The 11,253-nt window shown below is 43.5% G+C and carries 13 protein-coding genes; 3 read left to right on the plus strand and 10 right to left on the minus strand.

The annotated features are described in order from the left end of the window. Positions 1 to 100: 100 nt before the first annotated feature. Positions 101 to 1,378 carry a nickel pincer cofactor biosynthesis protein LarC gene (larC, locus tag O9290_RS00595; protein WP_288086586.1) on the minus strand — a complete coding sequence of 426 codons (1,278 nt, stop codon included), beginning with the start codon at positions 1,376 to 1,378 and terminating at the stop codon, positions 101 to 103. Here larC and O9290_RS00600 point away from each other — a divergent pair. Further along, complete coding sequence (locus tag O9290_RS00600; protein WP_002762761.1) at positions 1,355 to 1,996, plus strand: L-threonylcarbamoyladenylate synthase; 642 nt, start codon at positions 1,355 to 1,357, stop codon at positions 1,994 to 1,996. The two genes, larC and O9290_RS00600, sit on opposite strands and share 24 nt — an antisense overlap. A 315-nt stretch (positions 1,997 to 2,311) precedes the next feature. Continuing rightward, positions 2,312 to 2,722 carry an Hsp20/alpha crystallin family protein gene (locus tag O9290_RS00605; RefSeq protein WP_002762759.1) on the plus strand — a complete coding sequence of 137 codons (411 nt, stop codon included), beginning with the start codon at positions 2,312 to 2,314 and terminating at the stop codon, positions 2,720 to 2,722. Between the two features lie 58 nt (positions 2,723 to 2,780). Here O9290_RS00605 and hpf read toward each other — a convergent pair whose 3' ends face one another. Next, positions 2,781 to 3,380 (minus strand): ribosome hibernation-promoting factor, HPF/YfiA family, encoded by a 600-nt coding sequence (gene hpf / locus O9290_RS00610; RefSeq protein WP_002762757.1) that lies wholly within the window; start codon positions 3,378 to 3,380, stop codon positions 2,781 to 2,783. An 845-nt stretch (positions 3,381 to 4,225) separates the two neighbouring features. Then, positions 4,226 to 6,322, minus strand: a complete 2,097-nt coding sequence (locus tag O9290_RS00615; protein WP_288056660.1) for a S8 family peptidase — start codon at positions 6,320 to 6,322, stop codon at positions 4,226 to 4,228. 67 nt (positions 6,323 to 6,389) lie between these two features. Here O9290_RS00615 and O9290_RS00620 point away from each other — a divergent pair, with 67 nt between their 5' ends. Continuing rightward, positions 6,390 to 7,181 (plus strand): Uma2 family endonuclease, encoded by a 792-nt coding sequence (locus O9290_RS00620; protein WP_288056658.1) that lies wholly within the window; start codon positions 6,390 to 6,392, stop codon positions 7,179 to 7,181. Between the two features lie 10 nt (positions 7,182 to 7,191). Here the strand turns inward: O9290_RS00620 and O9290_RS00625 are convergent, their stop codons facing one another. The 7 genes from O9290_RS00625 to O9290_RS00655 form a co-directional block, all read right to left on the minus strand. Then, on the minus strand, positions 7,192 to 7,419 hold the full coding sequence (locus O9290_RS00625; RefSeq protein ID WP_288056656.1) for a cyanobactin biosynthesis PatC/TenC/TruC family protein: 228 nt from the start codon (positions 7,417 to 7,419) through the stop codon (positions 7,192 to 7,194). A 46-nt stretch (positions 7,420 to 7,465) separates the two neighbouring features. Further along, entirely contained in the window at positions 7,466 to 7,723 is a 258-nt protein-coding gene (locus O9290_RS00630; RefSeq protein ID WP_185236828.1) for a cyanobactin biosynthesis system PatB/AcyB/McaB family protein, read from the minus strand. 80 nt (positions 7,724 to 7,803) lie between these two features. Next, the gene (locus O9290_RS00635; RefSeq protein ID WP_288056653.1) at positions 7,804 to 9,750 is read right to left on the minus strand and encodes a S8 family peptidase; all 1,947 of its coding nucleotides are present in this window, start codon (positions 9,748 to 9,750) and stop codon (positions 7,804 to 7,806) included. A 59-nt stretch (positions 9,751 to 9,809) separates the two neighbouring features. Next, on the minus strand, positions 9,810 to 10,103 hold the full coding sequence (locus O9290_RS00640) for a type II toxin-antitoxin system RelE/ParE family toxin (RefSeq protein WP_002762741.1): 294 nt from the start codon (positions 10,101 to 10,103) through the stop codon (positions 9,810 to 9,812). After that, positions 10,100 to 10,324, minus strand: coding sequence for a hypothetical protein (locus O9290_RS00645; RefSeq protein WP_002762738.1), 225 nt, complete (start codon positions 10,322 to 10,324; stop codon positions 10,100 to 10,102). The genes O9290_RS00640 and O9290_RS00645 overlap by 4 nt, the downstream gene beginning before the upstream one ends. Before the next feature lie 290 nt (positions 10,325 to 10,614). Continuing rightward, on the minus strand, positions 10,615 to 10,839 hold the full coding sequence (locus O9290_RS00650) for a type II toxin-antitoxin system HicB family antitoxin (protein WP_288086588.1): 225 nt from the start codon (positions 10,837 to 10,839) through the stop codon (positions 10,615 to 10,617). Between the two features lie 6 nt (positions 10,840 to 10,845). Then, positions 10,846 to 11,253: Uma2 family endonuclease (locus tag O9290_RS00655; RefSeq protein ID WP_288086590.1), on the minus strand; the 408-nt coding region annotated here is incomplete at its 5' end.

Consider the following 11,253-nt stretch of genomic DNA (forward strand, 5'->3'; position numbering starts at 1 on the left):
GGCACAATTGTTTGTAGGATGGGTTAACGGTAGCGTAACATGAGCGGGCGTTGGGTTTCATGCTTCAACCCAACCTACGTTCTTTTGAACAATAGCAGTTTTATGATAAAATTGCCCTGCTATCAAGACTGATTTTTTCTTGCCAAACAGCTAAGGCCATTTGATGAACAAATCGCCAAGGTAGATGATGCTGACGGGCAATTGCGGCACAATCTTCGTATTCTGGTTGTACGGTAATCGGTTGATTAATTGACTCTTTGTAGGCAACTTTTAGCCGAATTTGTCCATAGACAGTATCGATCAATTGTATCTCTCTTTTTAAGATTGATCGCTCTTGAATCGTCCTTCTAATGCCTAAAGTTGTGGTTTCCTGAAAGATCATATTTTCACAAATAGCAATTTTATCCAAGGCACAAATTACTGTCAAGAGTATCCCTAAACGGGATTTTTTCATAGTAATTGCTTGACTAAATACATCCAAGGCACCCACTTGTAATAAAGACTCACTTAAGTAGGCGATCGCTTGCGGATTTAAGTCATCAATTTGAGTTTCTAAAACTGCCACGGTTTCGCTTTCATCTAGCTTTTCTGATTCTTTTTTCCCTAACCAAAGTCGGACAAGATTGGGAATCGGTAAATCTTTTGTCCCTGCTCCTAAACCGACCTTTTCTAACTGCATTTTCGGCGGTTTACCGAAACTTTTAGCTAAAGTTGTCACAATAGCTGCCCCCGTGGGTGTTACTAACTCTGCTTCGATGCCATTACTATAAATTGGTACTTGTCGCCGACTGAACATTTGTACTACTGCTGGCACGGGAACCGGTAAACGACCATGGGCGGCCTGAACTGTACCGCCGCCGGTGGGTAGAGAAGAACAGTATAATTCACTCACCGATAGCCAATCCAAACCCAAACAAGTCCCGACGATATCGATAATGGCATCGGTTGCCCCGACTTCGTGAAAATGCACTTTTTCCGGTGCGATCCCGTGAACAGCCCCTTCTGCGATCGCAAGTTGTCGAAAAACCGCTAAACTCCATTCTTGGACTTTCTGGGGTAAATTTGCCTGTTTAATTAAATTTTCAATCTCCGGTAAATGGCGAGCGGGGGTATGATGGTGATGGTGGTGATGATCAGAGGACTTCTCGGCAGTGACATCGACGTGAATCTTAGTGGCAATTTGACCGCGACGATGCACTTTTTCGGCCTTTAACTGATATTCATCCTCAATTCCTAAAGTTTGTAGTTGTGCAATCAGGTATTCTAGGGGGACTCCTAAATCTACTAACGCCCCTAAACACATATCCCCGGCGATTCCCGTGGGACAATCCCAATAGGCGACGATTTTGCTATCATGGCTACTATTTACTCTCTCCATCCGGACAATCCCCAACAACGTTCTATCCAAGAAATCTGTCATGCCCTGAAAAATGGGGCAATTATGCTTTATCCTACCGATACCGTCTATGCGATCGGTTGCGATCTCAATGTGAAATCTGCCGTCGAACGAGTTCGCCAAATCAAGCAACTATCTAATGATAAACCCTTGACGTTTCTCTGTTCTTCTTTGTCGAATATTTCCGAGTACGCAGTGGTCAGCGATTATGCTTATAAGATTATGCGACGAGTTATACCCGGTCCCTACACTTTTCTCTTACCGGCGACTAAATTAGTGCCGAAAGTGGTGATGAATCCGAAGCGGAAAACCACTGGTATCCGGGTTCCCGATCATGTTATCTGTCGCACTATTCTCGAAACCCTAGAAAATCCCATTATCTCTAGTTCTGCTCATCTTCCCGATCAGGAGGGGGATTTTCCCACCAAGGGATTAGAAACCGCTAGGCTATTCGATGCCCTCGATCATATCGTTGATTTAATTATCGAAGATGGTTCGGCTCCCGGTTCGGAAGTGTCAACAATTGTTGATTTTACCAGCGATCAACCGGATATCGTGCGTCAGGGTTTGGGTTGGCCGGAATTACAACAATGGTTATAACGAAGGCAAAAGGCAAAAGGCAGGGGTCAGTATTCAGGAGACAGGAGACAGGAGATAGGAGATAGGAGATAGGAGATTATTTTTATTTATTCTTCCCACACCCCACTTCCCCACTTCCCCACACCCCACACCCCACACCCCACACCCCACTTCCCCACTTCCCCACACCCCACACCCCACTGATAACTGATAACTGATAAGTGTATCGGTTATTGCGACTTTTTGTTTCCTGAAAACCGCCTTGTGGAAGTCAAGTTAGTTGCTTAAGATAGAGGTAATCGCAGTCAGAGAAAACCTCTCAAGGAAATTATTACTATGGCTTTCACTCTTTATTCTCCCTTCCTCGAAATTAATTCTGTTCAACGTCAAATCGATCAACTTTTTCAAGAAGTATTACCGACAACTTCATCGGTATCTCGTCCCCCGGTGGAAATCTCTGTTAATGAGGATTCCGTGCAATTGAAAATCGAATTACCCGGTGTGGATATTAAAGATATCGATGTGGAGGTTAGCAAACAAATGGTGGCTATTAATGGGCAACGTCAACGCCCTGCCGAGGTGGAAAACAGCGAATTTTATTATGGTAAATTTAGTCGCTTGATTACCCTACCAGTGGAGGTGCAAAATAGCCAAGTTACCGCTAACTATCAAGACGGTATTCTTTATCTCACCCTCCCGAAAGCGGTGGCAGAAAAAAATAAAGTGGTTAAAGTTAATCTTGGTTAGATGAGAAAAAGACTGGAGAATTTCTCCAGTCTTTTGTTTTATTTGTAGTCGCTAACTGTTAATTGGATTCTTTGCCATTTAGGTTGACGGGACGGGGTTGAATAACACCAAAACCGCCGTGATTGCGTTGATAGATAACATTGATTTCGTTCGTGTCTTTGTTGCAGAACATATAGAAATCGTGATCGACTAATTGCAATTGTGTTAGTGCTTCCTCAATAGTCATCGGTGGCATAGCAAAGTATTTCATCCGCACTACTTCCGCAGGTAATTCGGGAGTGCGATCGCCAATTAGGTTATCATCTAAGGGTTTCTCTTGCACCACCTCGCTAGTTTTAACGGTAGCGTGGGTGCGATGATCCACCAGTCTTTCTTTATACTTGCGGAGTTGACGAGCGATTTTATCAGAAACTAAATCAATACTTGCGTACAAATTTTCGCTTCCTTCTTGAGCGCGAATCACTGTTCCATTAGCATAAACCGTTACTTCTGCCTTGTGGCGATCGGGAATGCGCGCATTCTTTTCCACGGAGAGGTGAACATCGACTTTTGTGGTTATGCCGTTAAAATGTTTCACCGCTTTCTCCAGCTTTTGTTCCACATAATCATGAATAGGTTCGGTGACAGCGATATTATTGCCCTGAATCAATAGCTTCATACTCACTACTCCATCTAAAAATTTTGCTATGGACTGCCCACATCAACTATTTTTAAGGGGTGTTGATGCTAGGAATTTAATCCTCAAAAAACTGCTCGTTCGCGCTGTTGAGTGAAAGTCAATTAGAGGTCACAGTCTAGATATTGTCGGTGTTCTCGTTCTCTTTTTTTTGTCGGATCGCGCGGAAAATTCATCGGGTCGAGCGCCTATTTGCAACTGGATTTATCTACCTCTATTCTAACAAGTTTCTGTAAACCTTTTCTTAACAGAAGTGCGAAGTTCTGTTAACTTTTATTTAAAGAAACCGATTTTCGCCGCCGGCAAGGGAATCCGGTGATTGTTTCTCCTGTGGGACGGTTAACCTCGGAATAGATGGGATAACCCTAGATTAGCACTTAGTATTCTCCCCAACATCTATATCTTCCCTTCTTTTAATTTTCCTTTGCGCTCCTTCACATTTCTTAAATAATTTGACAAATTTCGCAATGAATGCTCAAAAAATACCTCGTCTCTGTGGGCTAAAAATTCGGGCAATTACTCCCGCTGCTCTCGGGACAACAGCGATCGCTAGTGCCAGCGAGAATTGCTAATCCCGACTTACACTCTCGCTGCTGACTCAGATGTTAAGTTTGTTAAATTTAAGTAGGGAGGCACAATTATTTGTAGGATGGGTTAGCGGTAGCGTAACATGAGCAGGCGTTGGGTTTCATGCTTCAACCCAACCTACGTTCATCTGACTCAGATGTTAAGTTTGTTAAATTTAATCTTGACAAATTTCCAGCACAGTTAAGAGCGATCGCTTATTGCTTTTTTCAATATTGGTAAGTTGATCCTAAGCTAAAACCTCACTTAGAAACAGCCCAAGAACGCACTTCTCCTAAGGTTACAGGGGTGCGATCGCTGACATCAATGGTAAAGCGAAAAACTCGTTTGGCCCGCAGACCATTTTCGGGATCGAAGAATTTTAATTTCACATCCCAACATTCACTTCCGTAGCGACAGAAGGGGCTTTTTTCCACTTCAATACTGTGTAATTCCATTCCCATTGCTACTGCTTGGGAGAAGGTTTGTACCGCTTGAAAGGCGTTAGTAGCGGCAAAATTTAAGGCGCGATCGCGGGCGATTTGTCCGACGTTGCGTAAGTCATAATAAATGCGATTTAAGAAACTGGTTAGAGAACGCCGCATCCTTACTTCATCGGCGATTTCATGTTCTGTGCGAACAGTTTCTATGGCTGATTCAATCAAAGTATTAATTTTCCAGCCATACATTCCCCGGGGACTATTAACCTTGATGACGGGAACAATTTGACCCGAAAAAAGTTTCACGGTTTCCTCTGTAAGCATACCCGGAATACTCACCCTTTCAACATAATCTTCGTCAGATTCTGGTAATATTTGACCCGCTAACATATATTGCATGACTTGATAAATCTCGGCGGCAAAAGCTCCCACGGGTTTAATTGCATAGATGGGAGTTAGTTCTAAATTGACTGTCCAAATTAAAGACTTAGTTTCTGATAAATTACTTTCTAAATAATCTACCATTTGCCGCGCATCGTAGGGATTGGATGGTAATTCAAGATTATCGATCGTGATGGTTGGCATTAATTGTTTAAAGGTGTCCCGACGCGCTTCTGTGCCGAAATCATAGCCTAAAGTTCCTAACACATAAACGAGGTTTGAACGTTGACTAGGAACGACACTATTAAAGACAATATTTTTATTTGTTTGATTATTTTGTATTAATCCGGTTGAGGAAACATTTTCTGAAGCATTGCTAGGAGTGATCACCAGTTCTATTGTCGCTGCTGTTGGGGTGGTTATAGTTATTCCCTGAGTTGCCATCTCGGTTGTATTAGATGGGATAACCGAGGTTGTCACTGTCATCGGAATTACCGCCGATTTTATGATATTATTCGACAAATTGTTATCCGCTTCAACAGTTTGTAATTTCTCTCCCGTCAGCAGTTCATAAGCACCCGCAATATTGATTTTTCCTAATAAACAGCGTTCTGGTTCTTCTACTTCATTAGGATCGCAGGGGATGGCACTATTAATCAAGGCGACTCTTACTGCTTCTGCATCGGGAGATAACCCCTGTTCTAATTGTAAACTCATTAATAAAGCGGCTGTTCCTGTCACAATGGGAGCGGCGCAGCTAGTGCCTTTTTTGCGGATGGGGTCATCGGTTCCGGGTTGAGCGCCTAAAATATTCTCTCCTGGAGCGAGAATCCCTTGAGTTGCATATTTACCACCAAAATTACTAAATTTAAATGGCTCGCCTGTATCTTTCATTGCTCCTACTGTCAGGACATTTTCTAATACCGCAGGAACGCACCAACACTCTCCTTTATCATTACCTCCGGGGGCAATCACCAGGATATTATTAGCTTGAGCTTGACGAATTGCTTTATCAATAAATTCGTGCGCTAATCCGCTTTGAGTTGGGTGACAAGCGGCACAATGGATAATATTAACTCCCTGTTCAATAGCGGTACTAATTGCGCGAGAAAGATTGAGAGGATTAATAAAATCTTCGTTGCTATAGGCGATGGGAATATTAATTACAGTAGCCTGAGGAGCAATCCCTTCTACGGGTGAATCTGGCTGGCCACAAATGGTGCTGATAATATGGTTAGCATGGAAGCGCAAATGCAAACTGTGGAGGATGTTTTCATCGGGGATCGCTTCTTTGAACAGATACTCTTTTTCTTCATCACTTTTGTCACTTTTTTCTATATCTAAAAAGGCTTGTAAGTGTTGCGGATCGATGGAAAATTCTTCGGACCAATAGGGATCAAGTCGGGTAATATTTGCTCCTTGAAAACAGGCGCGGTCTAAATCAATTGGTCCATCAAGAACGGCGATTTTGATGCGGGGATCGCCTTTTGTCTGGGAGCGAAGAGCGGTCATTCCGGGGATAGCATTGAGATCAGGCATAGTTTTTGCAGGTTTTCAAGAACAGTTATAGAATAAAAGCTAGATAACAAAAATAGGGGAATTAAAGATGAGTTCAATGACCCAAAAGGTACAATCCTCAACCACAATTCAGGAAACTTCTGCAACGGTGTATTGCGCTTCCCCTTTACCCGACCACACCCAACTCCCCGATAAAGATGGAAGTTTTGTGAAAAACTATCAAGAGCCTCCCCAAGCAGACCTTTTAACGCATACTATTACACCCATTTTGGAGCAATTACATCCTGACGGTAATTACTGTTTGGGTCGAGATTGTGGGATTTATTGGCGATTACCAGAGTATCCAGAATCCCTAGAAAAAGGTGCTGTTGCTCCCGATTGGTTTTATGTTCCCCATGTCCCCACGACTATTGATGGTCAAGTCCGGCGTTCTTTTGTGATGTGGAAAGAAACCATTGAACCGGTTATTGCCTTAGAATTTGTCTCTGGTAATGGTGAAGAAGAACGGGATAAAACGCCTGTTAAGGGTAAATTTTGGATCTATGAGCGAGCGATTCAAATTCCTTTTTATGGGATTTATGAAGTTAACAAGGCCCAGATCGAGATGTACCAGTTAGTTAATGGTCGTTACCAAAAAATGACTCCTAATCAGCGCGGTCATTATACCATTACTCCTTTAAAGGTAGAGTTAGGAATTTGGCAAGGGGAATACCAAAATCAGTTCTTTCCCTGGCTTCGCTGGTGGGATGCGGAAGGTAACTTGTTGTTAACTTCCCAGGAATCTACTGAACAGGAACGACAACGAGCCGAACAGGAACGACAACGAGCCGATCGCCTAGCGGAACAGTTAAGGTCCTTGGGGATAGAACCTGAAGATTAATGGAAAGTGTTTAACACCAAATTCGACCCCGACGAAACGGCGGATCATTGGGATTCGCTTTGCGATCTTTGAACATGGTTTTCCAGCGTCCGTAATCTTCTAAACCAGTGGCGGGAACGTATTTAGCTTTAGGTTGAGTTGTTTCTGGTTGCTCAATCTTGGGTTTTTCCGTGGTTGGTTGGTCAACATTCGCGGCAGCGGCTGCTGGTTCTGGCGCTCCTTTAGGTTTAGTAGCCATTGTTTGATTTCCTCCAGTGTTTTTTACTAGGTTTTAGAAGTCGATACTAATAACGAAAACCGCCAAAAGAGGACATTTTCAGATAGCCATAGTGAGGGTATTGAAATTGAGCCGGATCGTTGTAGTTCGCTCCATGAACTAACTTAACTAAGATAGATACCAAGTCTTCGCCATCTCCATGAACAATATCGACGCATTCATGGGGATGAATGAAATGGGGTCGTTTGACGGGAGCAGATTGTTTGGGAAGTCTCATGGTTGTTTTGGGGTAAATAATGGGGGTAGGGGCGAAGCATTCGGGCATAACCTATCGCTAAAACCTTAGATTTCCTATCCGAATGCTTCGCCCGTACTTGAAGTCAGAAGTCAGCGCAGGGGAGAGGACTAATAAGGTGAAGACCAGGAACGCACTTCGCCCAAAGTAACAGGAATTAAGTCACTCACATCTATTGTAAACCGGAAGATTTTACGAGCGCGGCGGCTATTTTCCGGGTCGAAGAATTTTAACTGTACGTCCCAGCAATCGCTATCCATCCGACAGAAAGGACTCTTAGAAACGTTAATACTGTCGAGTTCCATCCCCGCACCCACAGCCTCAGAGAAAGTTTGCGCTGCTTGGAAAGCGTTGGTCGCGGCAAAATTGAGGGCGCGGTCTTGGGAAGTTTGCCCTAAATTGCGTAAATCGTAGTAGATGCGGTTGAGGAAACTACTCAAAGTGCGACGCATTTGGCTTTCTTGGGCTTCTGTTTGTTCTGCACCAACGGCTTCTATTGCCGCACTGACTAAAGTATTGATGTGCCAACCATAAATTCCCCGGGGGCTATCCGGTTCAATGACGGGAACAACTTGTCCTGAGAACAGGCGTACTGTCCGCCCAGTAATCCGTCCCGGAATGCTAACACGCTGGATATATTCGGGGCTGTCTTCTGCTTGCACTTGTCCTGAAAGAAGTTCCTGTAAAGCCGCATAAACTTCCCGGGAAAAAGAGCCAAGGGGTTCAATGGCGTAAATTGGCGTAAGTTCCAGATTCAGGGTCCAGATTAAGGATTTAGCCTCCGAGAGGTGGTCAGCTAGGTAATCCACCATCTGACGGGCATCGTAGGGATTAGAGGGAACTTCAATACCACCAATTACCGCTGTCGGCATCAGTTGTTTAAATGTGTCCCGACGGGCTTCGGTGCCGAAGTCATAGCCCAAGGTGCCAATGGCATAGACGATGCCACCAGCAGGTTCAGCAGCTTGGCTAGGGGTAACAGGTTTATTAGTAGTTTCGGGCATGGATACTCCTTGAGAGGTGGTGACAGGATTGGGAATTTGGGCGACGGGGATTACCGGTTCGCTAGTTGCGGCACTCAGTTCGAGATTTTGGCGTTGAGCCTCAGGGGTTTCGGGCGTACCACCGCAGCCACAGCCCGATGCTTCTACTGTTGCTTGGGTTTCCACAGATTCGGACATGGTTTCTCCTGTTAGTTGTTGAATTGCCCCAGAAATGTTCAACACTCCGGCTAAACATTTTGGTTCATTTTCGCTGTCGGCATATTGGCAGGGGAGCGCGCTTTTTAGTATCGCTTCCCGGACTGCGTGAGGATTGGGGGTTTCTCCTCGCTGCACCTGCAAGCTGAGTAATAGGGCGGCTACTCCGGCCACAATGGGCGCGGCGAAGCTGGTCCCACTCAGTTGCACAGTCCCGCCGCCTGGTTTTGCCCCTAAGATGTTTTCTCCAGGGGCAAGGATGCCTTGACTTTGGTAGGTTTCCCCCCAATTACTAAAGTCGAGGGGATGCCCTCTAGCATCAACAGCACCCACCGCTAGGACGGCGGGAAGGGCTGCCGGAACTTGCAGGCATTCACAGCCATCATTGCCAGCAGCGGCAACGATAAGAATATTTCTCTCGTTACACATCTCGACGGCGCGAATTAGCCAGTCTTCGGCTTCTCCCATATCAGTGAGGGCACCGCCGCTAATATTAATCACTTTTGCCCCTTTTTCGGCGGCTTGTTCAATCGCCCTCGCTAAATCGAGTTGGGAGAGTTTGCGGTTATCGTCGGAGAAGACGGGTACGAGTAGGCCTCGACACTGGGGGGCAATGCCAGGGATTTCGCTGTTGGGTTGTCCGAAGATGAGGCTGGCAATATGGGTTCCGTGAGTGGACATTTGCCCCGCGGTGGCTTGATGCTGGACGAGGGTGGGTAAACGGGTTAGGTCTGCCCCGTTAAAACAGGAGTGGTTAGTGTCAACTACACCATCGAGAATGGCGATGGTTATTTCTGATGCGCCTTGGGTTTGTTTTTGTAGTTCTTTTAGTCCTGGAATCGAGAGAATTTGAGTCATTTTATTAATGATTAGTGAATCAGAGTAAGTTAGGTGAAAAATGAGGTTAAAAATTAAGTTTAATAAACCCGATCATGAGTACCAATATCAATTAGAATGATTACTTCTTTTTGCTCCTTATCATTAGTTTCTGGTCTTTCTAAAGAAAATATAATTCTACAATCATAACCACAAGAACAAGCTTTTAGTCCTAATAATTTTCCTTGTAATGAATGAGTGGCTAACTGAGGGGTAAAAATATCTTCTTGCATTAGCTTTAATGTTTCAATAATTTTTTGTTCAAGTTGAGCATTACGCTTGACAAATTTACGAAATGACCGTTTAAACTTCTGTGTTGCAATAATCTCTTTCATTCATCTTCTGTTAATAGGGTTTTTAATTCATCAATAATATCTTCTAAAGGTTGCGGTTTTAATTCTCCTCTTTGAAAAGCTTCCCTCGCTTCTTTAGCATTTCGGGCTATTTCGTCTCGATAGGATTCTATCATTTGATTTTTGACAATTTCTATTAACATTTCTCTCTGTTCAATAGGTAGTTCATTAACTGTCATAAGAGCTTGTTCTAATGTCATCATAATTTATCCTCTCTTGATTGTTGTAATAGGTTTAACGGTAGCTGTAATCTTGGTATTTCCTGTCGTCAAAAAATGGGTAATTCTAAACTTTGTAGGGGTTCTAATTCATGTTTTTTTGATTCTCTTTTGGTTTTCATCATGGTAAATCCGACCTAATTGCTCTTGATTCTCCATCGTACTACCTCTTTTTTGCCGAGTCAATAGTTTTTGAGTGAATTTGTGTTAAGTTTTTGTTGAAATCATTTTCTCCGGGAGAAAAACCTACTTTTAGTCCTAGAATAGTTGGGAGGTTAGTCATTAGTAATTTTCTCAGCTATTTGTAATAGTTTTGGCGAGGGCAAAGGTTTATTTTCTTGAGTATATATATCTACCAAATCTTCTAAAACTTCTTGGGCATTATCAATGGCTTCTTGATAGGTGTTGCCGTGAGTGCGAGCGTATTTTCCCCATTCGGGTAAACTGGCAATATAGGCATTATCTTCTTCAGACCAAAGAATTAAAATGCTATATTTCATGATTAATCATCTCCTGGCTATTCCTAATTGCAAAACTTCTAAAACCTTGGCTAAATCACCAGCTAATAAAGCATCTCTATCTAACCATAGTCCAGGGAATATCTGGGAACAAATTATCCCTTCTGAGTTCGGTTCAAGTTTAATATATTCTTCATTGGTTAATCTAAACCAGTCAAATTCTCCATCTTCGACTCGCCAAACTAAATATTCTTGCACTTGGTTACGACGATAAACATTGAGTTTTTGATGTAAGTCAAGGGAGACGGTACTCGCAGCAATTTCGACGATTAACTCTGGCGCACCTTCGACATAACCATCCTCACTAATCGTTGATTGTCCACCATTTTTAATTCTTAATAGTGCATCGGGTTGAGGTTCATTGTCCGCATCAAGACGTACCGTACAATTATCGCC

This window comes from Microcystis sp. LE19-41.2A, from assembly GCF_027530405.1.
Lineage (GTDB): Bacteria > Cyanobacteriota > Cyanobacteriia > Cyanobacteriales > Microcystaceae > Microcystis > Microcystis aeruginosa.

Coding starts and splice junctions, on each gene's coding strand:
- O9290_RS00625 (WP_288056656.1), bottom strand. CDS start 7,419: ATGGCTACTAAACCTAAAGGAGCGCCAGAACCAGCAGCCGCTGCCGCG.
- O9290_RS00620 (WP_288056658.1), top strand. CDS start 6,390: ATGAGTTCAATGACCCAAAAGGTACAATCCTCAACCACAATTCAGGAA.
- O9290_RS00615 (WP_288056660.1), bottom strand. CDS start 6,322: ATGCCTGATCTCAATGCTATCCCCGGAATGACCGCTCTTCGCTCCCAG.
- O9290_RS00645 (WP_002762738.1), bottom strand. CDS start 10,324: ATGATGACATTAGAACAAGCTCTTATGACAGTTAATGAACTACCTATT.
- O9290_RS00630 (WP_185236828.1), bottom strand. CDS start 7,723: ATGCCCGAATGCTTCGCCCCTACCCCCATTATTTACCCCAAAACAACC.
- O9290_RS00605 (WP_002762759.1), top strand. CDS start 2,312: ATGGCTTTCACTCTTTATTCTCCCTTCCTCGAAATTAATTCTGTTCAA.
- O9290_RS00650 (WP_288086588.1), bottom strand. CDS start 10,839: ATGAAATATAGCATTTTAATTCTTTGGTCTGAAGAAGATAATGCCTAT.
- O9290_RS00600 (WP_002762761.1), top strand. CDS start 1,355: ATGGCTACTATTTACTCTCTCCATCCGGACAATCCCCAACAACGTTCT.
- O9290_RS00635 (WP_288056653.1), bottom strand. CDS start 9,750: ATGACTCAAATTCTCTCGATTCCAGGACTAAAAGAACTACAAAAACAA.
- hpf (WP_002762757.1), bottom strand. CDS start 3,380: ATGAAGCTATTGATTCAGGGCAATAATATCGCTGTCACCGAACCTATT.
- O9290_RS00640 (WP_002762741.1), bottom strand. CDS start 10,103: ATGAAAGAGATTATTGCAACACAGAAGTTTAAACGGTCATTTCGTAAA.
- larC (WP_288086586.1), bottom strand. CDS start 1,378: ATGGAGAGAGTAAATAGTAGCCATGATAGCAAAATCGTCGCCTATTGG.